26 protein-coding genes, 2 tRNA genes and 1 pseudogene are annotated in these 25937 nt (G+C 40.2%); 12 read left to right on the top strand and 17 right to left on the bottom strand.

The features are described 5' to 3' along the window. The first annotated feature begins 3 nt into the window (after nucleotides 1–3). From ADS77_RS19355 to ADS77_RS19345, 3 genes are read left to right on the top strand one after another with little or no spacing between them, the layout of a single operon-like run. On the top strand, nucleotides 4–690 hold the full coding sequence (locus ADS77_RS19355) for an ABC transporter ATP-binding protein (RefSeq protein ID WP_054455885.1): 687 nt from the start codon (nucleotides 4–6) through the stop codon (nucleotides 688–690). Then, nucleotides 690–1964 carry an ABC transporter permease gene (locus ADS77_RS19350; protein ID WP_054455882.1) on the top strand — a complete coding sequence of 425 codons (1275 nt, stop codon included), beginning with the start codon at nucleotides 690–692 and terminating at the stop codon, nucleotides 1962–1964. Before ADS77_RS19355 ends, ADS77_RS19350 begins: the two co-directional genes overlap by 1 nt. A 10-nt stretch (nucleotides 1965–1974) precedes the next feature. Further along, a complete protein-coding gene (locus ADS77_RS19345; protein ID WP_054203017.1) occupies nucleotides 1975–2475 on the top strand; it encodes a DUF3299 domain-containing protein in 501 nt (166 codons plus the stop codon). 51 nt (nucleotides 2476–2526) lie between these two features. Here ADS77_RS19345 and mutM read toward each other — a convergent pair whose 3' ends face one another. Both mutM and ADS77_RS19335 read right to left on the bottom strand, forming a co-directional pair. Beyond that, a complete protein-coding gene (gene mutM, locus ADS77_RS19340) occupies nucleotides 2527–3336 on the bottom strand; it encodes a bifunctional DNA-formamidopyrimidine glycosylase/DNA-(apurinic or apyrimidinic site) lyase (protein WP_054203016.1) in 810 nt (269 codons plus the stop codon). A 1-nt stretch (nucleotide 3337) separates the two neighbouring features. Continuing rightward, nucleotides 3338–3856, bottom strand: a complete 519-nt coding sequence (locus tag ADS77_RS19335; protein ID WP_054455880.1) for a hypothetical protein — start codon at nucleotides 3854–3856, stop codon at nucleotides 3338–3340. Nucleotides 3857–4203: 347 nt separating this feature from the next. On the opposite strand from ADS77_RS19335, the pseudogene ADS77_RS19330 reads away from it, so the two are divergent. Then, nucleotides 4204–5022 (top strand): annotated as a pseudogene (locus ADS77_RS19330) (manganese-dependent inorganic pyrophosphatase); the annotation flags it as partial. A 521-nt stretch (nucleotides 5023–5543) separates the two neighbouring features. Here ADS77_RS19330 and rpmG read toward each other — a convergent pair. From rpmG to radC, 3 genes are all read right to left on the bottom strand, one after another. After that, nucleotides 5544–5699: a 50S ribosomal protein L33 gene (rpmG, locus tag ADS77_RS19320; protein WP_004335545.1), complete on the bottom strand. Its 156-nt coding sequence runs from the start codon at nucleotides 5697–5699 to the stop codon at nucleotides 5544–5546. Nucleotides 5700–5710: 11 nt separating this feature from the next. Next, the gene (rpmB, locus tag ADS77_RS19315; protein ID WP_054203012.1) at nucleotides 5711–5947 is read right to left on the bottom strand and encodes a 50S ribosomal protein L28; all 237 of its coding nucleotides are present in this window, start codon (nucleotides 5945–5947) and stop codon (nucleotides 5711–5713) included. Between the two features lie 275 nt (nucleotides 5948–6222). Continuing rightward, a complete protein-coding gene (gene radC / locus ADS77_RS19310; protein ID WP_054203011.1) occupies nucleotides 6223–6897 on the bottom strand; it encodes a RadC family protein in 675 nt (224 codons plus the stop codon). Nucleotides 6898–7076: 179 nt separating this feature from the next. Between radC and coaBC the strand changes: the two genes are divergently transcribed. The 3 genes from coaBC (at nucleotide 7077) to ADS77_RS19295 (ending at nucleotide 11909) form a co-directional block, all read left to right on the top strand. Beyond that, a complete protein-coding gene (gene coaBC, locus ADS77_RS19305) occupies nucleotides 7077–8270 on the top strand; it encodes a bifunctional phosphopantothenoylcysteine decarboxylase/phosphopantothenate--cysteine ligase CoaBC (protein ID WP_054203184.1) in 1194 nt (397 codons plus the stop codon). Between the two features lie 114 nt (nucleotides 8271–8384). Then, a complete protein-coding gene (gene slmA, locus ADS77_RS19300; protein WP_054203010.1) occupies nucleotides 8385–8972 on the top strand; it encodes a nucleoid occlusion factor SlmA in 588 nt (195 codons plus the stop codon). 162 nt (nucleotides 8973–9134) lie between these two features. Continuing rightward, a complete protein-coding gene (locus tag ADS77_RS19295) occupies nucleotides 9135–11909 on the top strand; it encodes an alpha/beta hydrolase family protein (protein ID WP_054455877.1) in 2775 nt (924 codons plus the stop codon). Between the two features lie 95 nt (nucleotides 11910–12004). Here the strand turns inward: ADS77_RS19295 and ADS77_RS19290 are convergent, their stop codons facing one another. Then, on the bottom strand, nucleotides 12005–14179 hold the full coding sequence (locus ADS77_RS19290; protein WP_054203008.1) for a YgiQ family radical SAM protein: 2175 nt from the start codon (nucleotides 14177–14179) through the stop codon (nucleotides 12005–12007). Between the two features lie 466 nt (nucleotides 14180–14645). After that, complete coding sequence (locus tag ADS77_RS19285) at nucleotides 14646–16841, bottom strand: EAL domain-containing protein (protein ID WP_054455876.1); 2196 nt, start codon at nucleotides 16839–16841, stop codon at nucleotides 14646–14648. Between the two features lie 238 nt (nucleotides 16842–17079). Between ADS77_RS19285 and ADS77_RS19280 the strand changes: the two genes are divergently transcribed. Both ADS77_RS19280 and ADS77_RS19275 read left to right on the top strand, forming a co-directional pair. After that, the gene (locus ADS77_RS19280) at nucleotides 17080–17610 is read left to right on the top strand and encodes an SRPBCC family protein (protein WP_054455874.1); all 531 of its coding nucleotides are present in this window, start codon (nucleotides 17080–17082) and stop codon (nucleotides 17608–17610) included. Continuing rightward, a complete protein-coding gene (locus ADS77_RS19275) occupies nucleotides 17579–18466 on the top strand; it encodes a TIGR03899 family protein (protein WP_054203005.1) in 888 nt (295 codons plus the stop codon). The genes ADS77_RS19280 and ADS77_RS19275 overlap by 32 nt, the downstream gene beginning before the upstream one ends. 31 nt (nucleotides 18467–18497) lie before the next feature. Here the strand turns inward: ADS77_RS19275 and ADS77_RS19270 are convergent, their stop codons facing one another. The 8 genes from ADS77_RS19270 to ADS77_RS19235 form a co-directional block, all read right to left on the bottom strand. Further along, nucleotides 18498–19292: a TIGR04219 family outer membrane beta-barrel protein gene (locus ADS77_RS19270; RefSeq protein ID WP_054455871.1), complete on the bottom strand. Its 795-nt coding sequence runs from the start codon at nucleotides 19290–19292 to the stop codon at nucleotides 18498–18500. 3 nt (nucleotides 19293–19295) lie between these two features. Beyond that, nucleotides 19296–20282 carry a DUF2333 family protein gene (locus tag ADS77_RS19265; RefSeq protein WP_054203003.1) on the bottom strand — a complete coding sequence of 329 codons (987 nt, stop codon included), beginning with the start codon at nucleotides 20280–20282 and terminating at the stop codon, nucleotides 19296–19298. Nucleotides 20283–20290: 8 nt separating this feature from the next. Further along, nucleotides 20291–20809, bottom strand: coding sequence for a copper chaperone PCu(A)C (locus ADS77_RS19260; protein ID WP_054203002.1), 519 nt, complete (start codon nucleotides 20807–20809; stop codon nucleotides 20291–20293). 88 nt (nucleotides 20810–20897) lie between these two features. Further along, the gene (locus ADS77_RS19255; RefSeq protein WP_054203001.1) at nucleotides 20898–21221 is read right to left on the bottom strand and encodes a hypothetical protein; all 324 of its coding nucleotides are present in this window, start codon (nucleotides 21219–21221) and stop codon (nucleotides 20898–20900) included. A gap of 9 nt (nucleotides 21222–21230) precedes the next feature. After that, nucleotides 21231–21437, bottom strand: a complete 207-nt coding sequence (locus ADS77_RS19250; protein ID WP_054203000.1) for a PspC domain-containing protein — start codon at nucleotides 21435–21437, stop codon at nucleotides 21231–21233. A gap of 10 nt (nucleotides 21438–21447) precedes the next feature. Continuing rightward, nucleotides 21448–22122, bottom strand: a complete 675-nt coding sequence (locus ADS77_RS19245; RefSeq protein ID WP_054455869.1) for a PspA/IM30 family protein — start codon at nucleotides 22120–22122, stop codon at nucleotides 21448–21450. A gap of 252 nt (nucleotides 22123–22374) precedes the next feature. Next, on the bottom strand, nucleotides 22375–23334 hold the full coding sequence (gene dusA, locus ADS77_RS19240) for a tRNA dihydrouridine(20/20a) synthase DusA (protein WP_082355727.1): 960 nt from the start codon (nucleotides 23332–23334) through the stop codon (nucleotides 22375–22377). 117 nt (nucleotides 23335–23451) lie between these two features. After that, nucleotides 23452–24072 carry a MarC family protein gene (locus tag ADS77_RS19235; protein ID WP_054202988.1) on the bottom strand — a complete coding sequence of 207 codons (621 nt, stop codon included), beginning with the start codon at nucleotides 24070–24072 and terminating at the stop codon, nucleotides 23452–23454. A 94-nt stretch (nucleotides 24073–24166) separates the two neighbouring features. Between ADS77_RS19235 and ADS77_RS19230 the strand changes: the two genes are divergently transcribed. The 3 genes from ADS77_RS19230 (at nucleotide 24167) to ADS77_RS19220 (ending at nucleotide 25571) form a co-directional block, all read left to right on the top strand. Then, nucleotides 24167–24601 (top strand): transcriptional repressor, encoded by a 435-nt coding sequence (locus ADS77_RS19230; protein WP_054203182.1) that lies wholly within the window; start codon nucleotides 24167–24169, stop codon nucleotides 24599–24601. A gap of 80 nt (nucleotides 24602–24681) precedes the next feature. Beyond that, entirely contained in the window at nucleotides 24682–25149 is a 468-nt protein-coding gene (locus ADS77_RS19225; protein WP_054202987.1) for a chemotaxis protein CheX, read from the top strand. Beyond that, entirely contained in the window at nucleotides 25146–25571 is a 426-nt protein-coding gene (locus ADS77_RS19220; protein WP_054202986.1) for a secondary thiamine-phosphate synthase enzyme YjbQ, read from the top strand. The genes ADS77_RS19225 and ADS77_RS19220 overlap by 4 nt, the downstream gene beginning before the upstream one ends. Nucleotides 25572–25700: 129 nt before the next feature. Here the strand turns inward: ADS77_RS19220 and ADS77_RS19215 are convergent. Together ADS77_RS19215 and ADS77_RS19210 are read right to left on the bottom strand one after the other, a co-directional pair. Beyond that, nucleotides 25701–25776 (bottom strand) — tRNA-Gly (locus ADS77_RS19215). 49 nt (nucleotides 25777–25825) lie between these two features. After that, nucleotides 25826–25901: transfer RNA gene (locus tag ADS77_RS19210), tRNA-Gly, on the bottom strand. Nucleotides 25902–25937 lie beyond the last annotated feature (36 nt).

Here is a 25937-nt window from a genome sequence, read left to right as displayed (position 1 = left end):
ATAATGATTGATATAGAAGAATTAAGCTTTCAATGGCAACCACAGCAAAGCAAGCCCACCTTGGCCATCCCACGCCTTCAAATAGCCAAAGGCGAACATATTTTTTTACATGGCCCCAGTGGTTGCGGTAAATCAACGCTATTATCGTTGTTAGCGGGTATAAACCGACCAACAACTGGTAAGCTGAGTATTTTTGGTTGTGAGCTTAATAAGCTCAGTAATAGTAAACGTGATGCATTTAGGGCCGATCATATTGGCTATATTTTTCAAAATTTTAACTTGCTGCCTTATTTGTCACCTATTGATAATGTCACTCTTGGGTGCCAATTTTCAAAACAACGCCATCAAAAGGCATTAACCTGTAGTCCTTCCCTCCCACTTGAAGCTGCAAGGCTTTTAAATGCATTGGGGCTAGATAACCAATTCCACCAGCAAAATGTTGCTAATTTAAGTATTGGTCAACAACAGCGTGTTGCCGCTGCCCGGGCATTTATTGGCGCTCCTGAACTCATTATTGCCGACGAGCCAACCTCAGCTTTAGATACCAATAATCGCCAATCATTTATTGCGCTGCTTTTTGCGCAAGCTCAAGCCGTTAACAGCACCTTAGTATTTGTTAGTCACGATGAAAGCTTACAGCCACTGTTTAATCGTAGTATTGATTTAGTCGCATTGCAGGAGCAAATTTAATGATTTTAATAAAGCTTGCTCTTCGTAGTTTATACAATCGCCGCGCCAGTGCATTTTTAACCTTATTCACTATCGCAATTAGTGTAATGCTGTTACTAAGCATTGAACGTGTACGGGTAGACGCAAAAACCAGTTTTAGTAATACCATTTCGGGGACTGACTTAATCGTTGGTGCCCGCACAGGTGATATACAACTGTTACTTTCGTCTGTGTTTCGTATTAGTCACGCAAATAATAGCGTTAGCTGGTCAAGCTATGAATACATTAAACACCAACGCGGCGTGAAATGGACGATTCCAATGTCACTGGGTGATAGCCATAAAGGCCAAGCAGTGCTTGGTACATCTGCCGACTATTTTAAACATTATAAGTTTGCTAAAAAGCAACCACTGAGCTTTCGCGACGGCCACGCTTTTAATCATCTAAACGAAGTTGTTCTTGGCGCACAAGTTGCGCAAAAATTAGGGTACAAACTGGGCGACAGCATTATTATCTCCCACGGTATGGGTAATACCAGTTTTCATCACCATGATGATAACCCATTTACAGTGGTTGGAATTTTAAACGCCACTGGCACGCCGGTTGATAAAACATTACACATCCCATTAGCTGCCATTGAGTTAATTCATGGTGGCACTGGCGGCCACGCTGAGCATGAGCATGAGCATGAGCATGAGCATGAGCATGAGCATGAGCAGCATAGTGATCTGATCGGTGAACCAAAACAAATTACCGCTTTTTTAATTGGCTTTGATTCCCCGCTATATACTTTGCAAGTAAGGCGTAACATAAACCAATTTAAAGCCGAGGCATTACTGGCAATCATGCCTGGCGTTACCTTACGTGAGTTATGGGAAATGCTCACAATTATAGAAAAAATCTTATTACTATTTTCGATGGTAGTGGTACTTGTGAGTTTACTTGGCATGCTAACAACCCTATTAGCGAGTCTCAATCAGCGTCGCCGTGAATTAGCAATTCTACGCTCTGTAGGCGCGCGTCCTTGGCATTTATTTACGCTGATCAGCATGGAATCGTTATTAACAACATTTTTAGGGTGCCTACTTGGGTGCGGCTTATTTTACATATTAATGTCTCTTGCTGCTGGTTACTTACAAGCGCATGCAGGTATTACAATCACTATAGCCATGCTTTCTAGCTATGAACTCATGTTAATAGGCGCTATTATGGCGGCCGGCTTTATCGTTGGTTTGATCCCAGCAACCCGCGCCTATTTTTACTCATTGTCAGATGGCATGAGCATTAAAATTTAAGAGGAACACCATGCAGTATTTTCGAAAGTTCACGCTACTGTGCTTAGTTATTTTTAGTTTTTGCTACAGTTTCAATGGTCACGCGAATGCACCAAAAGAGATTTTTTGGGAAGATTTGATCCCTAAAGGCCATGTACAAATAGACACTCAAGATCAAGCAAGTCATGAAGGAAGCGAACAAAACTGGATCCAACCAGATCTTGATGCCCCTGTTGTAAAAGAGCTTAATGGTCAATCGGTTAGCTTACCGGGCTTTGTTGTGCCACTAGAGGGCGACAGCGAAATGATCACCGAATTTTTATTAGTACCCTATTTTGGTGCCTGTATCCACGTGCCACCACCGCCACCAAATCAAATTGTCCATGTAACGATTAAAGGCGGCGTACCTATCGAAAGCTTGTACGATGCAATTGTGGTTACGGGTATTATTAGCACAGAAGGATGGAGTGGTGATATTGCCCAAGTAGGCTATAAAATTAAAGCCGTAGGCGTTGCACCATTTGAGCTATAAACTGTAAATACACAATTAAAACCGATGCCTAAACATCGGTTTTTTTACACCTTATTTTTGGCAGTTGCTGCAATAAACGGTGCTACGTTGCCCTAATCGAATCTCAGTAAGCTCTTTTTCGCATTTCATGCATGGCTCACCTTTGCGGCCATAGACAAGTAATTGTTGTGCAAAATAACCCGGCTTACCATCACTTTGAGCAAAGTCTTTTAATGTCGTACCGCCTTGGGTAATTGCAGCTGCGAGAGTCTCTTTAATAATTGGGATCAATTGCTGATAACGTGCTAACGATACTTTACCCGCTTCACGTTTAGGGTGGATACCCGCTTTAAACAATGATTCGTTTGCATAAATATTACCAACCCCAACGACCACAGCATTATCCATAATGAACTGCTTAACGGGCACTTTTTTATTGCGAGAGTATTCATAGACTCGTTTTGCAGTGAACTCATCAGTTAACGGTTCAGGACCAAGTTTAGACAGTAGTTTATGAACCGTGTCTGGTGCTTGCCACAAACAACAACCAAATCGGCGCGGATCATTTAATCGCAGCGCCTTGTCATTACCAAAGATAAATTCAATATGATCATGCTTTTTTAGTGGCTCATTTTTATCTACAACCCGTAAGTTACCCGACATGCCTAAATGCAAAATCACGCTGCCGAGTTCACATATCAGCAGTAAGTACTTTGCCCTGCGCTCAACCGCGATCACAGATAAGTTAGTAATCTGATAAACATCATCAGGTACAGGCCAGCGCATATTCGGATTGTGAATATTCACTTTAGTGACTGTTTGCTGCAAAATATGAGGAGTGATCCCCATCCGACTAACCTCAACCTCTGGTAATTCAGGCATACTATTTAGACTCACTAATTGGAAAATTAAAGCTCACGAACAACCCCCGCGCTGTCACGCTATCTAGTAACATTACACGTTGTGTACTTTTATCTAATAAATAATACCCCTGCGGCGCTTTGTATAATTGATACAACCAAGGTAACTGCTCACCAGCAAGCCATATCGTAGCAACACTGAGCGGAACATTACTCTTTAATGACGTAGAGGCAGGCGCAAGCGGTAACTCACTTCCTTGCCATTTATTAATCAATTGTACAATGTTGCTCTGAGTTGATTGCCATTGACTCTCTGGCGCATTTTTAAATAAAGCCTGACTGCGCCACGCAGTCCCGATACGCTCTATTTTTTGATCAGGAAACTCCAGCGCTAAAATAAAGCTTTGCACAGGCAAGAGTGTTTGTATCCCTGATTCAACAGGAACACTATTAAGCTTTTTATGAAGGCCATTAAAAAAAAAGATCATCAATAACATAGAAAATATAAGAACATTATTCCACGCTTTGCGGCTGAGCTGCATTAGGGCACTCTTCTATGTAAATTCAAGTCGTTAAAGTGTAACCAAAAAGATTAAAAAAGGGCAGTCGAATTTTCTGTGCTTACCATAAACAAGTAACTTCAAAATACTTGCTTCAGTTAACCCAAGTACTAAAAGCGCTTTAGCAAAATATTGATTGCAAATAATATTCAATCCTTCTTAAAAACGAATGTGTTTGGTGCTAACTAGCGCTTGATATTAGCCCCCTACAACATGCTAAATTGTGAACAATGAGGTTGTTTGGGTATATTATAAAAATTCACCAATGGGGATGTGTCAAAGCACAATTACTTTGTTAGAATATCGACAAATTTTAAGGAGCTCCGTCAATGTCAATGTATGTAGTGGGTCATAAAATCCCAGATTCTGATTCTATTTGTGGTGCAATTGCACTTGCTTATTTAAAAAACCAAATCGATGAGCCTGCAATTCCAACTCGTCTTGGTGATATTTCACCTGAAACACAATTTATCCTTGATAAATTTGGCTTTGAAGCACCAGAGCTAAAATTAAGCTATGCTGGTGAAGACGTTTACATCGTTGATCATACTGAAAAAACGCAAGCACCTGATGATATTGATCTAGCCCGCGTAGTTGGTGTTGTTGATCACCATAAATTAGGTGACCTAACTAGCTCAACCCCACTTGAATGTTGGATCCGCCCAGTTGGTTGTTCGAACACCATCATTAAAATGATGTATGACTTTTACAATGTTGACATTCCAAAAGACATTGCAGGCATCATGTTATGTGCCATTTTAAGTGACACGGTTATTTTTAAATCGCCAACCTGCACCACTGCTGATATTAAATGTGTTGAAGCACTTGCTGAAATCGCCGGCATTGAAGACTTTAAAGAACTAGGCATGGATATGTTCCGTGTTAAATCAGCGGTTGAAAACACCCCTGCACGTGATTTAGTAATGCGTGACTTTAAAGACTTTAATATGAACGGCCAACTAGTGGGTATTGGCCAACTAGAAGTTATTGACCTTGCTGTATTTGATGATATTAAAGCAGACCTAGAAGCTGATATTGCCAAGCTGAAAGAAGAAGGCGGACGCCACTCGGTATTTTTACTGCTTACTGACATCATGAAAGAAGGTTCACAAATGCTAATCGTATCTGATGATGCGGGCATAGTAGAACTGTAAGCTGTAAGCTGTAAGCTGTAAGCTGTAAGCTGTAAGCTGTAAGCTGTAAGCTGTAAGCTGTAAGCTGTAAGCTGTAAGCTGTAAGCTGTAAGCTGTAAGCTGTAAGCTGTAAGCTGTAAGCTGTAAGCTGTAAGCTGTAAGCTGTAAGCTGTAAGCTGTAAGCTGTAAGCTGTAAGCTGTAAGCTGTAAGCTGTAAGCTGTAAGCTGTAAGCTGTAAGCTGTAAATTCTAAAAACCGTTGTTATGTAAATAGCAACGGTTTTTTGTTGGCTGTAAGCCATTTATACAAATAAACCGAAGGAGTAAAAACTTCCATAATGCAGTTTTTTGATGCAGACAGAGAGAGGATTTTTTCGTTGGGTTTCGCGCTGCTCAACCACAACCTACGTAGCCAATTTTAACGCCGTTCAGCTTAAAACTTACAGCTTAGTGCTCCTAGCTGCTCTTAACTGACGGCTAGTCTAAAACAAAAAACCCAGCCTAAGCTGGGTTTTTAATATTCATAAAAAACTAAAATTACTTGATTTTAGCTTCTTTGAAAAGAACATGTTTACGGATTTTTGGATCAAACTTTTTGATTTCCATTTTTTCCGGCATGTTACGCTTGTTCTTGTCGGTAGTGTAGAAAAAACCAGTACCAGCTGTAGAAACTAAACGGATCTTATCACGCATGACTCAGGTCCTTAAACTTTTACGCCGCGACCACGGATTTCTGTTAGAACCGTGTCGATGCCTTTTTTATCGATAATACGCATACCTTTAGTAGTAGTGCGTAATGTTACAAAACGTTTTTCACTTTCAACCCAAAAACGGTGTGTTTGTAGGTTAGGTAGGAAACGACGTCTAGTCGCGTTTCTCGCGTGTGAACGGTGATTACCAACCGCTGGACGCTTACCTGTAACTTGACATACTTTAGACATGTCTATATATCTCCAATAACTTCGCTCGAGCTTAATTTTCCCTTAGGCCATGTATTTTGTGCCCCAGGGATAAATCGAAGGGCGCTCTTTATACAGCTTATACAGGCAAAGATCAAGTAATTGATCTTATCCAACCAGCTCATGTGTAAATTTGATAGCGGCTAATTATAAAGATCGAATGCCCTTAGGGAAAGTAAAAACTGCATTTAAATTAAACTAATTTGCAAAACAGCACTAAACTGCTCATTTTTAACACGCTAGTAATCCGAAACCGCTTAAATCAACCCTCTTTGTGCAAAAGAAACACAATTATCACCACCAACAATGATGTGGTCTAAGATATTTATATCGACTAATTGCAGTGCTTGCTGCAATTTATTCGTAATAAGCTTATCAGCTTGGCTTGGTTCAGCGATACCTGATGGGTGATTGTGTGCCAAAATAAGTGCTGCAGCATTATTTTTTAAGGCTGCTTTTAACACTTCCCGTGGATAAACAGATGCTGAATTAATTGTCCCATAAAAAAGCGTTTCTTCTTTTATTAAGCGATTTTGACTATCCAAGTACAACACCATAAATACTTCTTGCTGCAATCCTCGCAGCTCGAGTGTTAAATAGTCATACACAGATTGTGGCGAGTTAAATACTGCTTTTCGCTGGCATTGCTCCATCATGTAACGACGACTTAATTCTAATACAGCTTGTAACTGCACAAACTTAGCTGTGCCTAATCCTTTTTGTGCACAAAAATCATCAATCGATGCGTTAAATAAATTATGTAATGTTTGGTTTTGCGTCATAAGGTGCTGTGCTAACTCAACGACATTCATGCCCGGTAACCCTGTTCGCAAAAATATCGCAAGTAACTCGGCATCACTGAGCGACTTTGCCCCCTTAGCTAATAGCTTTTCTCGTGGTCGCTGATTACTCGGTAAAGAAGTGAGCTGCATTATTTCGTCCCTAAAATCTAATGTAGTCATTTAACTGTAATGCAAAAATAAAGTTTCGCCTCTAAAACGCTTAATAAAATTCAAAATTAAAAACTTCGTCCATTCGCCAAAGATTTGCTATCGTTAGCGCATATTGAAAAGAGCTTTATCAGCTTATGGCAACGTTTATGGCAGATTTAATGGCAAAGTTAGCAAATAAAAAAATTGTATTGGGGATCAGTGGTGGAATTGCCGCTTATAAGTGCGCAGAATTAGTAAGGCGCTTAAAAGATCACGGTTGTGAAATAAAAGTGGTGATGACTGAATCAGCCAAACACTTTATCACGCCACTTACCATGCAAGCCGTTAGTGGTGAGATTGTTTCTGATTCATTATTAGACCCATCTGCAGAAGCTGCAATGGGCCATATTGAGTTTGCTAAATGGGCTGATTTGATCTTAGTCGCACCAGCCACCAGCAATATAATTGCAAAAATGGCCGCTGGCATTGCGGATGACTTACTCACAACCTTGTTACTGGCAACACCTGCCAAGGTTGCGGTTGCCCCAGCGATGAATCAACAAATGTACGCCCACCCCGCTACTCAAGCTAATCTAGCCACATTAGCGCAGCGTAACGTGGCTATTTGGGGACCTGGTAAAGGTGAGCAAGCTTGTGGGGACGTAGGTGCTGGCCGTATGCTTGAACCACATGAACTTGTAACGCTATGCACACAACCTGCACACCCACAGCTGTTAGCAGGTAAAACGATTACAATTACAGCGGGCCCAACTCGCGAACCACTTGACCCTGTACGCTTTATTTCAAACCACAGCTCAGGAAAGATGGGGTATGCACTTGCTCAAGCTGCACTATCGTTAGGCGCACACGTAAATTTAATTTCAGGGCCTGTCACAATAACGCCACCCGCCGGTGCTAACGTGATTCAAATACAAAGTGCACAGCAGCTATTGAATGAGTCTTTACTCTTAGCCCCTCTTTCTGATGTGTTTATAGGCTGCGCTGCTGTAGCTGACTATCGCGCTAGTGCTGTTGCAGATCAAAAAATGAAAAAGCAAGGTGACGAACTCATTCTCACCTTAGTTAAAAACCCTGATGTTATTGCTGCTATTGCAAACCTTACAGAAGGCCGCCCTTACACAGTTGGTTTTGCAGCCGAAACTCAAGATGTAGCGAATTATGCTAAAGGTAAACTCAGTAATAAAAACCTCGATATGATTTGCGCAAATGATGTGTCACAAGCAGGCCTTGGCTTTAATTCAGATCATAATGCACTGACTTTATTTTGGCTAACTGAGCAAAAAGAGTTAGCTATCGAGACAAAAAGTGCATTAGCACTGAGCGTAATGACCGAGGTTGCTAAACGGTTGTAAAAAGGCTGGAAAGAAGCTGCATAAAACATTAACATGGCCTTAATCGCTTGTTCAAAAAATAACTGGCGAGTAGTCATTAAAGCTAAGTAAATTACTATAAAGAAAGGAATGTTCATGCCTGCGACAAAAAGAAGTAATCGCAAAGAGCAAATACTACAAGCACTCGCACAAATGTTAGAAACAAGCCCAGGACAACGCATCACCACAGCCAAATTAGCTGCTGAAGTGGGCGTATCTGAAGCAGCGCTATATCGTCATTTCCCGAGTAAAGCACGGATGTTTGAAGGCTTAATTGAATTTATTGAAGACACTTTACTGTCGCGTATAAACCTTATTCTTGAAAACGAAAAAGAAACGCAAAGCCGCGTTTATAATATTTTATTATTACTATTGGCTTTTGCAGAAAAGAATCCAGGTATCACACGTATTTTAACGGGTGATGCACTTCAAGGTGAGCAGGAACGTTTGCGTGAACGCGTGCAGAGCTTATTTGAAAAACTTGAAACTCAGCTTAAACAGGTTCTACGTGAACGTAAATTGCGTGAAGGCAAAACGTTTCAAAGTGACGAGCTAACAATCGCAAACTTTTTGCTTGCCTATATTGAAGGTAAAATGAACCAATTTGTGCGTAGTGATTTTAAAGCTAAACCCAGTGCACAATTTGAAAAACAATGGCTTGAGCTGCAAAAGATCTGGCTTTAGCCCCTAGCTCCTAGCTCCTAGCTCCTAAAATGATCAACCTTGCGAATCTCTTCGCAAGGTTTTGTTAGGTTCACCCCTCTTTTTAAGCCACTTATCGTATCTACTCGAATTGTTTAACAAAACCGCTATGATGGGGATGATCAAACAAAAAGAGAATCAATAATGAAAGCCCAACTTTCCCTACTAAGCATTGCCCTAGTTGCAAGCCTAAATAGCGTACCTGCCCACGCAAAAGACGCGCTACAATTTAAAGATGTATTCAATTTTAAAGCAGCTAAAACAACACAGTTATCAGAAGACGGTAAAGTGCTCAGCTTTAGTGCAACACCCTATCGCGGCAATGCAACAGGCCAAGTTTATACGTTAAACAACAATAAACTACTCGCCGAAGTTGAGCGCGGCACTAAACCTCAGATAAATAAAGTCGCCAACTGGGTGGCATTCACTCAAGTTCCGACTTTGCTAGCAAAAGAAACCACCAAAAAGAAAAGTACATTAAAAAATAATCTGGTATTGGTAAGTACTGCCACTGGTGAACAACAAACTTTTGATAACGTAAAAGACTATCAGCTCTCTGATGATGGAAAGTGGTTAGCATACCGTTTAGACCAAAAAGCAGATAAAGACGATGATAGTAAAGATATTGATGATGCTAAAAATACCGATAAAACCAGTGAAATCAAACCAGATAAGAAAGATAAAGTATTTGATCTCATTGTTGTAAATTTAACAGATGCTACAACCCATACAATAAATAGTGTGTTTAGTTACGCTATTAATGCATCTGGCAGCGAGCTTATAGTCAGCCAAAGCTACCCAGATGGTAGCGATAATCAGGTGGCGTTAATTTCATTAAATAATACGTTTGAAACAAGTGTATTAATTGATGAACCAGGTGTTGTTGCAAATAAAATTGCCTGGCATCCAACTAAAAACATCGCCGTATTCACACTGGGTAATTATGTGAATGACGATATGCGCCGTCGCGACCATCAATTAAAATTATGGCAAAACGAGCAGCTTACAGATATAACCTCACCTGAAAAAAATTGGACTATCGGCAAAACAGCAAAACTGAGCTGGTCTGAAGACGGTGAGCGCTTATACTTTGAAAATCACCCTAAGTTAGCAGCTAAAGTTAAAGACAAAAAATACACGGATCAAGCCTCACTTTTTGATTACGACACGATACGTGCGCAAAAAGGTCTTAATGTGTGGCATAACAATGACGCCGAAATAAAACCTCGCGAAGAACAACAGTGGAACGAAACCAATAAAAATAAGCATTACCAAGCGGTTTATCATCTTAATGGTAAGCGGGTCGCTCAGCTAAGCGACGTAGATATGCCCTATGTGACACTAAATACTAACAGTCGTAATGCGCTACTTGGTTCATCTAACTTACCTTACCTCGAACGTATTATGTATGGCGGTTTTTTTGCAGATTACTATGCTGTAGATGTGAATACCGGCGAAAAAAAAGCAATCATAAAAGATTACCCGTTTAGACCTAGCTTATCGCCAAGCGGCGAGTTTGCTGCCTACTTTAATAACAGTCAAGTGCAACTTAAAGACTTAGGTAACAATAAGGTAAGCACCTTAACAAAAGCAATAAAAGCTGTTTTTGCTGATGATAAACATGATTACCCATCAGCCCAACCAGGCTACGGATTTGCTGGCTGGTTAGAAGATAGCAGCCAAGTACTTGTGTACAGTAAATATGACGTATGGGCGTTTGATGTCAACACCCTCAAAGCAACCCAACTTACGCAAGGTAAAGAGAGTAATACGCAATATCGCATTATTAAGCTTGATAAAGAGCAAGTAGGCTTTGCTAAAAACGACACTCTTCTAGTGAGTGCCACAGACCTTCAGAACAAGCAAACCGAGATTGCCAAACTTAACTTAACTGATAATTCAATTACTAAAGTTTTAACAGGCAATAAGCGCTTTGATGTAATTAAAAAAGCTAAAAATGCTGATAAATATTTGTTTACTGAGCAAACCTATCATCAGTTTCCTGATATTCATCAAACAAATTTTAGTTTCAAAAAAGCACAGCGCGTCACTCACTTAAACCCACAAGTGGATAACTTTGCATGGGGCCAAAAACCAGAACTAATAAATTACAAAGGCTTTGATGGGGAAGACTTGCAAGGTGTGTTGATCAAACCTGCAGGCTACAAGAAAGGCGATAAAGTGCCTGTTGTTGTGTACTTTTATCGTTATATGAGTCAGCGTATGTTTGATTTTCCAAAAATGGAATTAAACCATCGCCCCAACTTTCCTATGTTTACCTCAAATGGTTATGCAGTATTTTTACCTGATATTCGCTTTGAAATAGGCCATCCTGGCAAATCATCAACACAAACGATGATCAACGCGACCCAAAAACTGATTGATTTAGGTATTGCCGACCCTGATAAAATTGGCCTGCAAGGTCATTCGTGGGCAGGCTACCAAAGTGCCTTTATGATCACCCAAACCGACATGTTCAAAGCGGTTGTATCGGGCGCACCAGTATCGAACATGACCAGCGCTTACAGTGGCATTCGATTAAAGTCAGGCCTTGCTCGTCAGTTTCAGTATGAAACAGGCCAAAGCCGTATCGGTAAAAATCTATTTGAAGCCCCTGAACTTTATATTGAAAATTCACCGGTATTTTTTGCAGATAAAGTAAATACACCTATTTTAATCATGTTTGGCGATAAAGATGATGCTGTACCATGGCATGAAGGTGTGCAGTATTACTTAGCGCTTCGTCGTGCAGGTAAAGATGCTACATTTTTACAATATGAAGGTGAACCACATCACTTAAAAAAATTCCCTAACCAAGTGGATTTCTCAATTCGTATGATGCAGTATTTTGATCATTACTTAAAAGGTAAACCAGCCGCTAAGTGGATGACCGAAGGCGAATCGTTTATTGAAGAGTAAGCTGAAGAATAAACTGAAGAATAAGTAGCGACTATTTACTCGTTCAAAACTAAAACGCCCAGCAAATGCTGGGCGTTTTGACGTGTGCTGTAAAGCTATCTAGCCCGCTGGCGGTTTCCACCCACTTTGGGTTTAGTATTGGCTTTTTTAAACTGACTAAACCCGGTATGACGGCTCAGTGCAGGACGCCCGCCTTTGCTTGCTTTAAGTGACTTTTCGTCACGCGTTTCTTCTGGCACTAAACAGTTAGGCCCTTTACCTATCAACTTAGCTTTACCCATGTTACGCAAAGCTTCGCGGATCATTGGCCAACCAGCAGGATCGTGGTAGCGCAGTATCGCTTTATGTAAGCGACGTTGGCGCGCACCTTTTGGCACGGGTACTTGCTCAGTATTATTTTTAATATTACGTAGCGAGTTCATCTCAGTGTGATAAATAGTGGTTGCGTTTGCCATCGGTGATGGGTAAAAATTTTGCACTTGATCAAGTTTAAAATCATTTGATTTAAGCCACAGTGCCATGTTAACCATGTCTTCATCTTTTGTGCCCGGATGTGCGGAAATAAAGTACGGGATCAAATATTGCTTTTTACCCGCTTCTTTAGAGTACTTATCAAATAACTCTTTAAACTGATCATATGCGCCCATACCCGGCTTCATCATTTTAGATAATGGCCCGTCTTCAGTATGCTCTGGCGCTATTTTTAAGTAACCACCAACATGATGCGTTACTAACTCTTTTACATAACGTGGATCTTGTACAGCTAAATCGTAACGTACACCGGAGGCAATAAGGATTTTTTTCACCCCTTTTACTTCACGGGCTTTTTTGTATAAATCGATTGTAGGCGTGTGGTCAGTATCCATATGCTTACAAATATCAGGGTACACACACGATAAACGACGACAGGTACTCTCTGCTTTTTTGCTCTTACAGCGCAGCTTGTACATGTTGGCCGTTGGGCCACCTAAATCAGAAATAACCCCAGTAAAGCCAGGTACTTTGTCACGAATTTGTTCAATTTCTTCAATGATCGACTCTTGCGAGCGACTTTGAATGATCCTCCCCTCATGCTCTGTAATAGAGCAAAATGAACAACCACCAAAACAACCCCTCATGATATTGACCGATGTTTTGATCATGTCATAAGCAGGGATTTTTTCACTTCCATAGCGTGGATGAGGAATACGTTGATAAGGTAAACCAAACACGGCATCCATTTCATGAGTTTCTAATGGATACGCTGGCGGATTAACCCAAATAGAGCGCTCACCGTGGCGCTGAAACAATGCTCGGGCACAACCAGGGTTAGTTTCTTGGTGTAAAATACGCGATGCATGGGCATATAACGGCTTGTTAACGCTTACTTGTTCGAATGCTGGTAACTTAACATAGGTTTTTTCCCACGGCTTAGGGCGCGCTGGTTGAATGGTAATTGGCTTAGCAGCTTCCGCTTTTAAATCGATGCCTGCTTGTTTAAATTCACTTTTACCACAACCAACATCATCTGCGCCGTACGGATTAGGGATCGGATCAATCTTGCCTATTTTATCAATTGCCGTTGAATCACTACCACGCCAACCCGGAAGCGGCTCTTTACGTATAACTGCAGTACCACGAATATCTTGAATCGTATCCATTGTTTCGCCTGCCGCTATGCGGTGCGCAACTTCAACTAAAGGACGTTCAGCATTACCATAAATAAGAATGTCAGCTTTGGCATCAAACAAAATACTACGTCGTACTTTTTCTTGCCAATAATCATAATGAGCAATACGACGAAGGCTGGCTTCGATACCACCAATAACGATAGGAATGCCTTTATAGGCTTCGCGGCATTTTTGAGAATAGATCATAACTGCGCGATCTGGGCGCTTACCACCAATATTACCTGGCGTATAAGCATCATCATGGCGCATACGCTTTTCAGCTGTGTAACGGTTGATCATCGAATCCATGTTACCGGCTGTCACACCAAAAAATAGATTCGGTCTGCCAAGCTCCATAAAGGCATCTTTTGACTGCCAATCAGGCTGGGCAATAATACCCACTCGAAAGCCTTGTGCTTCAAGTACTCGACCAATCACTGCCATACCAAAACTAGGATGATCAACGTAAGCATCGCCACTAATTATGATTATATCGCAGCTATCCCAGCCAAGTGCATCCATCTCTTTGCGTGTAGTTGGTAAAAATGGTGCTGTGCCATAACACTCGGCCCAATATTTTGGGTATGAGAATAAGGCTCGTTTGGCTTTAAGTGCGCTCATGAATTAATGACCAATTGCTTTAAAAAAGGTCGCAAAGTATACCCGAATTAATTACCAAACGATATTAACGATTTACTTCACAGTCCCAACTAATACAACAATACTATTTGGGTCTGTTTATCTTTTGAGGTTGAATTTCAAGCGGTGTGTTTAGTTTTCAAGCAAGGCGGAGCCGATGTAATGTAGTTGCTCCCCATAAATAGGCGATATCGCAGCATAAATGCCAAACACGCGCTGCCCGAAGAGTTCTGCCTAGGGCGATTAACTCTTTGTTACTTCCATGGATGTAGGTAAGGGGCGTAAGCAGGGCGCAGAAACTTTGCTCGATTTTGACTTATTCTCACATGGATGTGAGCCAGTAGAATAACGCAGGAGCAGTTATCGAGCCCACTCGATTCCAAACCTCACGCCGCGATTAAATCGCCCCTAGATTGAACAAATTTCAATCCACAAAGGTCAACAACCCCTAACTTTTGCTCTCAAAGTACTGAATAAGTTGCGCTTCAGGCATCGGCTTAGCATACATAAAACCTTGTACTTCATCACAACCAAGCTCCCTGAGTAAATCAGCCTGCCCCTGTGTTTCAACGCCTTCTGCAATTGTTTTCAACCCAAGCTGCGCACCAAGAGCGACTACTAATGCTGCAATGGCTCCTGAATCTTTCTGCGGGAGATCTTTTATAAATGTCCGATCGATTTTCAACCGATCTATTGGCAGCTTTTGTAAATAACTTAATGAGGAAAAACCAGTACCAAAGTCATCTATAGCAACTTGAATGCCAAACTCTTTCAATTCTTGCAATGTTTCTATCACGGCATTCATTTCATCCATGACGACACTTTCGGTCACTTCTAGCTCTATATTTTTAGGCTTCACATCATACTTTAATAATGTATTTTTTACCTGCTGGGCAAAACCTTTTACTTTAAACTGCGGGACAGAGACATTAACAGCAATACAGATTTCTACCCCTGTTGCTTCTAAGCGCTTTTGTTGCATACATGCTTGCTCTAATACCCATTGGCCTATGCCAACAATTAAACCGGCGTCTTCGGCGAAAGGTATGAAGATAGCAGGAGAGATATAATTCCCCTGACCTGAAGGCCAACGTAACAAAGCTTCACAACCAATAAGTGCTAAATCATTGAGTGTGAACTGTGGCTGATACCACACCTCTAATTTATTATGCTCAAAATCTTGGCGAAGTTGGCGAATAATACCTAAACGCCATGCCATTTGCTCTTCCATATCAGGTGTATAGCACACAGCAGTGTTATACTTACCTTTTTTTGCTTGGTTAAGTGCTATATAAGCAAGCTTTAAGGTTTCAATACCGATTGCTTGAAAATCTTTTTGCTCGCAAATGCCAATTTTGAACGTGACAGGTAAAATATGTTCTGCGGCTGCAAAAGGTAAATTTAAATTATCATAGAGCTCAGTTTGGTCAAACCCCTGCTGCTCGATTAAAAAGCCAAATACATCAGCTCCAATCCGCGATAATAATTTAGCTGCTGGGTACTCTTGTTTCAAACGTTCAACAATCGCAACAAGTAAGTTGTTTCCAACTTCCTGCCCCAAACCATTATTTATATCAGAAAAATGCGCTACATCAATCAGCACAAACACATGATCATTGTTAGTTAAGCGGTGATATTTTTCTATTTGCTCAGTAAAGTAGGTACGATTAGATAGCCCTGTTAATACGTCTTTAAACGCCGCATCTCTGAGGTTATTAAACAGTCGCACGTTATCTAAACCGACACTGACGTTAGTAAGAAATATTTCAGCAAATTGCAGCTGGGCATTACTCGGCTGGCTAACATACTCAAGATAAATTGCAGCTTGGCGGCTTTTACTTTTCAGTAATAAGGTCGTATCGTGCTTTGTATGTTGGTGTTCTTCATATTCAAAACAGTTTTGCACTTGTAAAATAATGCGCCCATTATCAAGCTGCTCAATACCTTGACTAAAAAAAGCACTAAACTGAGTACTCCCCCCGAGCACGCTAATACGATTACTATCATCAAGCGTGCCACATACAACCCCTGTTGCCTCACAATCAAGAATGACACTAAGCTGTTTAATTACCGCCATGGTAAATGCTTTAATATCAGTAAAGCCTAAAATAGCTTTAGAAGCACATAAAATATTATTTAGGGCTTTGCTTTGGGCTTCTAGCTGACATACCTGTTCATAAGAGCGGATTGCAGTGATTAAAGATGTCACTAACTTGCTGCGAGTTAGCTCAGTTTTTGTTTTATAATCGTTAATATCATATTCACGAATCACCTGTTCTTCAGGTGCATATCCAGGCTGCCCTGTACGTAATATAATGCGCACGTTATGGTTTTTTAGTGTTTCACGCACCTCTTTAACCATTTTTAAACCCGCATCATCAGACTCCATAACAACGTCAAGAAGTAACACTGATACATTAGGCGCTTTGCTTAATACTTCTATACCTTCCACTGCTGAATATGCATGATGAAAGCGCAAACCCTTTCCCCAAAATTCAACCCCAGAAAGAGCCAGCTTCGTCACTGAATGTATTTCTGGGTCGTCATCTACAATTAAAATATCCCAAAACTCTGTAGGCACAACCTCATTTAGAGGTTCATCTTGATGATTAAAAAACAAAAAATCACTGTGCTCTGACGTCATTTTAAATCCTTCAGTTTCAAATACGGTGTACAGTTAAAGGGTTAAGATCGAACCAATGTTGACTCACAGCGTATCATTACTTAGCCTGTAGCTCATAATTATTGATTAATATTGGTAAATAGCATTTTACATATTATAGTCGAAGTTCAGCAGCTTGATACTCGTATAGCTTAAATATATTTAAGGAATAATTATTAAAGTCATAAAAAAAATTACCCAATTTATTTTTGTTATTTGTATGCTGTTATTGGTATTAGGGCTAGTACTGCCACAACAGTATCAAGTAAATAAAAGCATAATAATTCAAGCTGAACAGGTGATTATTGAACCATATATAAATGACTTTTCAAAGTGGCAACTATGGTCTCCTTGGGAAGCCGTGGACCCGAGCATTATTTTTGATGTTTCAAACCCTAGTTCAGGTGTAGGTGCCCATCAATTTTGGCAGAGTAACTGGGGGTTCGGTGAAATGACAATCACCAACATTACACCATCAACAATTCATTTAAATATTTTATTTAATGAAGAGCATATTGCCACAGGGACTATTAATTTTACACGCAAAGCCAATGATAATTTAATCTCTTGCACTTTACTTGGCGAAGTAACAACACCTATATTAGGTGGATACTTAGCGTTAATAAGTCAGTATATTCTTACTAATACCGTTGAACTTGGGCTCAACAATTTAAAAACTGTCGTGCAACTACAGACGATACAAGACATTGAGGTCAAGAATGACAATACAAGCAGCACAGGCGAAAATTAACTTAGCTCATATAATTGAGTCAAAGCTTGGTTGCCCAATACGTAAGGCAAGCACGGTTCGAGTTTCACAAAAAAGTGAGGATAGCTACGGACCGCAGGGACGTCCCCCTTTGGCTTATCACGTAAATAGTGAAGATCCAATACTCACTCGCGCCCAACATCGTCAACAGCTATTACTGGTAAATCAACAGCAAAATATCGAAGCAATTATGGCTATGGCAATGAGCTTTTGCCCTGATGTAACCTGTAAAGGGCAGCCGGACAGCGACTGGGTTGAGCGCTTTATCGCACTCTGTGAAGATACATCGAACGAATCAATGCAAAAACTATGGGCCAAAATTTTAGCCGGTGAAACGGTATCTCCGGGCACTTTTTCAATTAAAAGCCTACAAACGCTAAAGCAAATGACACAACGAGAAGCCGATGCGTTACAAAAATGTACTGCGATCTGCGGTTTTAATGAAAAAGATAATAGCCATTTAATTCTACTTGGTTTTTATAAAAAGCCGTCGTTATTTGATTTACTTCGTAAAGGTAACAAAGTATCACTCAACCTTGGTAGAGCGGGTATTAGCTTTCCTGACATTCTGACTTTAATGGATATCGGCCTAGTTTATCGAAAAGAGATTGAATCCCCGGCACTCAAAGCAGGGCATGAAATGAACTTAGCGTTTTTAACGCAACGAGTAATCCTTAAATCTAAAAGCAACGATCTCGTTCTTAGCTATTACAAGTTTACACAAACTGGAGATGAGTTAAGAAAATTAATAAATATGCCTATTAATAAGGGCTACAAAAATTTGTTAAATACTGCGCTTGATGAGGAGTTTGATGTAACGTGGCATTCGAAAAAATAATGCCACGTTAAAATTTTAATCCCTAATGAGATTAAAAATGAATTTGAATACCTGCAAATGGACCTGAGGCGTCGATATTAGTATATACGTTATCAATATCATCAAGCTCAATGACCATTGAGCGATAGCCCGCTTTAATATCCATATCAACCGCTAAGTTATCAAGTAGCGCCCATGCAATACCAGCTTGGTAATCTTGCACTTTACTGTCATCGATTGCTAATAAGCTACCCTCGAAGAAAACACTAAGCCCCGTTAACGGTAAGCCTACTTCAGCACGACCGTAAACCAATGGTACAAAACCTGAGAAATCGATGGTTTCTGTTACTGTATCACCTTTACCATCAGCAGTATTAACATCACCTTTAACAGATACCTGACCATCAAATTGTTTTGCATTTAAACCTAAGTCGATAGACACTAAGTCATTATCAAATATTTCGTAATAAAGGATATAATCTACGTGTGATAAATCACTAATTACCGTAGCATTTACTTCACCATCTTTTGCTGGTTTAAAGTTAGAGCCACCAAAAGTGAATCCATCAGCACCTTCCAGTGAAGAACCATTTAGCTCTAGCTCTGTATACTTTAATTTAATATTTGGCACTAATGGCACAGGATGCTCAAGCGCTGCGTAGTAACTAACAAAAGTTTCATCTTCAAAATTAAAGTTTTGTGCTGTATTACCTTTGTCAGCAAAACTACCTGAATTATCAGATTGCCAGCCATCAACACCAACGTATAAACCCAATATGGTATCTGCGTGGGCAACAGGTGCTAAGAAAGCCATCGAAAGGGCGGCAGCTAAACAGTACTTTTTCATGTTTTATCCTTGCGCTAAAAGTTCGCTAAGTTCGATAAGAGCCGCGTTGGCTCTAGATATGTAATTTGCCATCACTAATGAATGGTTTGCAACAAAACCAAAACCATTACCATTTAGAATAACCGGACTCCAAACAGTTTCTTGGGTTGCCTCAAGCTCGCGAATAATTTGCTGCAAGCTAACACGTGCATTTTTTTTCTCAAGTACATCAGCAAAGTCGTATTCTACCGCTTGCAAAAAATGTAATAAAGCCCAAGTTGCGCCTCGTGACTCATAAAAAACATCATCAATTTCCCACCACGATGTTTTAACCTGACTTTGTAACGGAGCATACGTTGCTTGATGTGCCTCTTTATCTCCGGCTAAATCTGTATTTAAACGCTCTTGCCCAACACTTGCACTTAAACGTTGGCTTAAACTACCTAAACGTTTTTCAGCTTCTTTTAACCAGCCTCTTAAGTTATCAGCGCGAGAATAAAACTGGCTTTCACGCGCATTTTGATCTGCAATTTGTGAACGGTAGACCAATAAAAAGTCGATCCCTTTTTGGTATTCGCTTTCTGCGCTTGGCCATGCCCACGCTTCAGAGCTAATATTAAATTGTGGTTGCGCTTTTTTTAATGCTTCATGCTCTGTTGATTGTGACTGCGAACGACTAAAATCTTTACGCATTGAGAGCGCTAAATCGCGGCTCATTTCTAATGCACCATACTCCCACGCTGGCATATTATCCATAAGCACACTCGGCGGCATCATATCATTCGATAAATACCCACCTGACTTATTTAATAATGTACTTGTAACTTCAATTAATGACGTTGTGGTTGTATAACCTGTAACAAACTTTTCACCACGTTGTTGTGCTTGCTGCTTTGCGTGTGTAATTATGTCAATACGGGCTGGTTCAACGCTCCAATAAACTGCCGTCGCATAAAATAAAATAAACACGAGTATCAGCGCACTGATAATTTTCCCTTTGTGTTGTGACATTTAACCTCCTAATGATGCATATGGTGTTGTTTAGACTGCTCAGCTTGTTCTGCTTGGCTCTCTAACGAAACCACTTTTGCCTGAGTGAAAACACGGTTACCGTCGCTAAAATATAGCGTGAGTTTAAGTTCTTGCCCTACTTTTAATGGCTCTTTTGGTTCAAATACCATTAAATGATAACCGCCCGGTTTAAAGTCGATTTGTGAATGAGCTTTAATTTTTAATGAATCTACTTTATTCATTTTCATCATGCCATTAACGTGTTGGTGCTCATGAACTTCTACACGGCCTAAATTTTCAATACTCGCCTTGGTAAGTGTTACTGCGTTATCGCCCTGATTAACCAAGTTAAAATAACCGACACTCGATTTACTCGCAGGTAGAAAAACCCTTACTTGTGCGTTATTTACAACAATATGACTGTCAGTATCGTGATGGTGTTCTGCATGTGCAATAACAGGTGAGGTGTATAGGCTAATCCCTAAAAGAGCACTAGAGAGTGCTGTAAGTAATGGCTTAAGAGTCATTTCAATCCTTGTTACGATAATCATTTTATTGACTAAATTTAGCATAATTGTGAAAAAATAGTCAGTAAAATTAGTATTTAGGTGGTTGTTAGGCCACCTTTTTATTATCAGAAACAAGCCAACATAAAAATGCAATGAGTAGTAACGGCCAAGCAATCATTAATGAACCAAATAATAACGCAATGAGCAATCCTAAAGAGACTGCAATACCAGCACCTAACAGCCCCACACCAACCAATGCGATACATACAATAACTGCTAGCACGGCTAAAAGTGCGCCTACGAGCTCAATACCTATCCAGCTGAGATCGGTGAACCATAGCGGTAATTGCCATGAATCAAACTGCATAATCTCAAATGGACTTGATGTCATAAGTAACAAAATTAATAGACAAACTGCAACAATCTTCATGGCACTCTCCTAATATACTTTACTTTCTAAGCAACAATGGGCAATTAAATAACCTGCACCTATGACTAATGGAAACTGAATAAGCATTAAGATAGTAACCAATCGAGTAACCCACACAGGTAGATCTAATCGTCGTGCTAACCCACTACACACTCCTGATATTTTTTTATTTAATGGGTCTTTATACCAACGTTTTTGACTATTATAAGTATTCATAACAACACTCCTAAGCTGACTTTTTAACTTTAATTTTTAACGCTGCAAGCTCTTGCTCTAGTGCATCATTTTTAACTAAAGCATCAATTTGATCGGCTGTTGTATTTTGATTAGCCGAATCAGTGATTTCATAAGCCTCAACCTGCGCTTCAATCGCATCAACACGACGCTCAATAACATCAAAGCGTGAAAGTGCATGCGCTACTTTTTCACTGTTTAATTGATGATTTACACGCACTCTGGCATTAACCACGTTATGTACTTGCAGCAAGCTTCTTTGCTTTGCTTTAGCCGCGCCAAGCTTTTCTTGCAAACGCTGAGCGTCATCTTGCAATTTTTCTAGCGAGTCAGTCAGTTTAACTAACTCAGGCTCAATTGCCGCTAAATCAGACGCTACTCGCTGCTTTTCTTTGAGAGCCGCAGCCGCCAAATCATCACGGCCTTTACTTACCGCGATTTCCGCTTTTTCCTGCCATTGTGTAATACTGTTTTGTTTTTCTGTCTGCTGACGTCTCAATACTTTTTCTTCACACAAAATTGCCGCAGCAGTTGCTCGGCACTCACCAAGCGCTTGCTGCATTTCTTGAATAAGCAAGTTTAAGAGCTTTTGCGGATCTTCTGCTTTATCTAGCGCAGCTACTATATTTGATTGAATCAGATCACTTACACGATTAACTAAGCCCATGACTTTCTCCTGTTGATTATGGGTGATTACCACTTAATGATTCCAAGACTTGTGCCATGTTATTTAAATAAAATAAAAACCAAACCATATCAAAAACTTAAACAAAAAAAGAACAGTTTAAAATGACTTTAAGCTGAATGTGAAATGGTTAAAAAAACTAAAATAGTTGCTTTTTAACCATAATTTAGGATCAAAAAAAGCCACTAAAAAGTGGCTTTTATAATCTACTAATTACGGTATTAAATTAGTGATTTACTGCGGCACAAAACTTAACGCCTTATCCATCACTGATAAATCAGCTTGTTTTCCGTGGCCATTTTCCGATAAATGACGTCGAAAGCCACGGGCACCAGGCTGGCCCTGAAAAATACCCAGCATATGGCGCGCAATATGCCAAAAGTTGGCCCCTTGCTGCATCTCAGATTCAATATAATCATACATTGAACGCACTACATCATGGCGTGATTGAGTGAAATTACCGTCACCGTAAATCTTTTCATCAACTTCGCTGAGTATAAATGGGTTACTATATGCTTCTCTGCCAATCATAATACCATCAACATGAGCAAGGTGTGCTTGACTGTCAGCAATCGTTTTAACACCACCATTTAAACTTAAATGTAATTGCGGGTAGTCTTTTTTTAGCTGATAAACACGTGGGTAATCAAGTGGCGGTACTTCACGGTTTTCTTTAGGGCTTAAGCCTTTTAACCACGCTTTTCGTGCGTGAATAATAAAATCATCACAACCAACATTATGACTGGCCTCAATTAAAGCACATAAGAATTCATACGAATCTTGCTCATCAATACCTATACGGGTTTTAACTGTAACAGGGATATTAGCCTGCTCTTTCATTGCAGCTACGCAATCAGCAACAAGTTGCGGTTCACCCATTAAACATGCACCAAAACGACCATTTTGAACACGATCTGACGGACAACCCACATTAAGATTAATCTCGTCATAACCACGCTCTGCGGCTAATTTTGCACACTGAGCAAGTGCTTTAGGATCTGACCCGCCCAACTGTAAAGCAACCGGTCCTTCATGCTCATTGAAATGCAGATAATCACCACGGCCAAATAAAATAGCACCAGTAGTTATCATTTCAGTATACAACACTGTGTGCTTTGTCATTTTACGATGAAAAGTACGGCAATGACGATCAGTCCAATCGAGCATCGGGGCAACGGAAAAGCGTCTATTCAAAGTAAAATCCTCAGGTAATTAATAACAATTAAGGCTAAATAAAAGCCCCATATTTTACATAAATGCAGGGCTTCCATCAATCTTAAGCATTCAAATCAAAAAACATCGATCACAAACTTATGAAAACACCTGCAACCCGAAGTAATGAGCAATGCCATCTAATATATTCGTAACGGCAACTGATGTAAGAATCAATCCCATGATCCGACTAATAATGCTCGCGCCGCTATCACCTATTAACTTATGAACATGAGTCGCCAGCAATAATAAAACTAACACCACCGCAAGTACTGCAAGCATGACAGCTGAAGTAATTGATTGTTCGACCCATGTATACTCATTATTACGTGTCATAAGCACAGCCCCGAGCATTGCCCCAGGGCTAGCAATTGACGGAATTGCCAAAGGAAATATAGCCGTTGCCGTACTATCTCTCACACTTTTGATTTCGGTTTCAGGCTTACTTTCACCAAAAATCATAGATAGTGCAAACAAAAGTAGGACAATACCACCTGCAATCTGAAAAGCGGACAGTGGAATTTTGATTGCATTTAAAAGCAGCTCTCCCGCCAGAACAAAAAACAACAACACTACTGCAGAAACCGCAACAGCCTTGTAAGCTACTTTACGCTTAAACTGCTCACAGTCGCCACGCGTAGTAGCAATAAAAACAGGAACAGTGCCAATTGGATCGATAACCGCAAAAAAGAAGATAAATATCGCTAATAATTCATTCATTGCTAGACTTCCTAGAATAAAACTGTCTAATAAAAACGCTGCAAGTACAACACAGTATGTTAGTATATCACGGTAGCGTAAGGATAAGAGAATGATGAATATAGAGTCACTCGTTAGTAAAGCAAAACAAGTATGCGACAATCGTGGCGCCCGATTTACACCGATCCGTGAAAAAGTATTTCGCCTACTGGCTAGCGCCCAAGGCGGCGTTGGGGCTTATGATTTATTAGAACAACTTAAAATCACTGAGTCAGGGGCTAAACCTGCGACGATATATCGTGCATTAGACTTTTTAGCAGAACTAGGCTTTATCCACAAAATTGAAAGTACTAACGCATTTATGCTGTGTCATCATTTTGACCACATTCATCCTGTACAACTTTTAATATGTGATAAGTGCGGTTTTGTCAAAGAGTTACACTCAACTGTGATTTCACACGAACTTAACAGTCTTGCCGCCGAAAGCGAATTTACTGTATCAGGGCAAACAATAGAAGCCCATGGTATTTGTGGTTCATGTAAGGAATAATTAAGTGCAGAGCTCAAATTAGCCGCTACACTTTAATTTATAACAGCAGTATAAACTGCCAACTCAAGGGATAAGTAACAATGAATGTAGAGTTCATCAATCCTTTTTTAACGTCTCTGTTAAATGTACTAGGTACAATGGCTCAAACCGAATTAAAACCGGGTAAGCCTAGAATTAAAAAAGATGAAGTTGCCTGTGGTGATGTTTCAGGTTTAATAGGTATGGTAGGCCCGCAAACTAAAGGTTCATTTTCTATTACCTTTGATGAAAGCTTAGCGCTGACTATTATGGAACGTATGCTAGGTGAGCGCCCTGACTCAATTGACGAAGAAGTAACTGACATGGTTGGTGAAATAACCAACATGGTTACCGGTGGTGCAAAAAACCTACTGGGTGAAAAAGGTTATGACTTTGACATGGCCACACCTATAGTTGTATCTGGTAAAGGCCATACTATTACGCATAAAAGTGATGGTGCAAAAATACTCATCCCATTCACCTCTGATGCAGGTAATGCAAATATTGAAGTCAGTTTCGATAAAATATGAGTTGGTTACAAAAACAACTGGTTTTGAAGCCTCGCTCTCGAGGCTTTCATATTATTGATAATGAAATACTCACTCAACTCCCTGAAATCTCCCATTATAAAATTGGCTTACTCCACCTTTTTATTCAACACACTTCTGCCAGCTTAACGATTAATGAAAATGCTGATCCTACCGTACGTATGGATATGGAGAGTCATTTCAATAAGTTTGTACCCCAGTGCCAACCTTATTATCGTCATGATTATGAAGGCGATGACGATATGCCAGCACATATCAAAAGTAGTACCTTAGGGTGTGAGCTTACAATTCCTATTAATCAAGGATGTTTACAATTGGGGACATGGCAAGGCATTTATTTAGGTGAGCATCGCGACCATGGCGGCACAAGAAGACTTATAGCGACACTGCAAGGGCAAGTTTAAAGCCATCAGCCATCAGCCATCAGCCATCAGCCATCAGCCATCAGCCATCAGCCATCAAGAAAAGCATACAGTTCTGTAAGGTTTAAGATAATTTACTTAATAGAAGATTTTGATTTGTTTAATAAACATTGGAGCGGTACACGAGGCTCGAACTCGTGACCTCGACCTTGGCAAGGTCGCGCTCTACCAACTGAGCTAGTACCGCTTTATAAATTGTGTGTTTAAAAATAATTCAACTTCTTATGGTTAGAAATTGGAGCGGTACACGAGGCTCGAACTCGTGACCTCGACCTTGGCAAGGTCGCGCTCTACCAACTGAGCTAGTACCGCATTAATTTTTAAATCACTCCAATTTCTTTGGTTAGA

Origin of the sequence: Pseudoalteromonas porphyrae, assembly GCF_001298125.1 — a bacterium.
In the GTDB taxonomy this organism is placed as follows: domain Bacteria; phylum Pseudomonadota; class Gammaproteobacteria; order Enterobacterales; family Alteromonadaceae; genus Pseudoalteromonas; species Pseudoalteromonas neustonica.
Note: the sequence above shows the minus strand (reverse complement) of the source record. Positions and strands in the feature narration are given on the sequence as shown.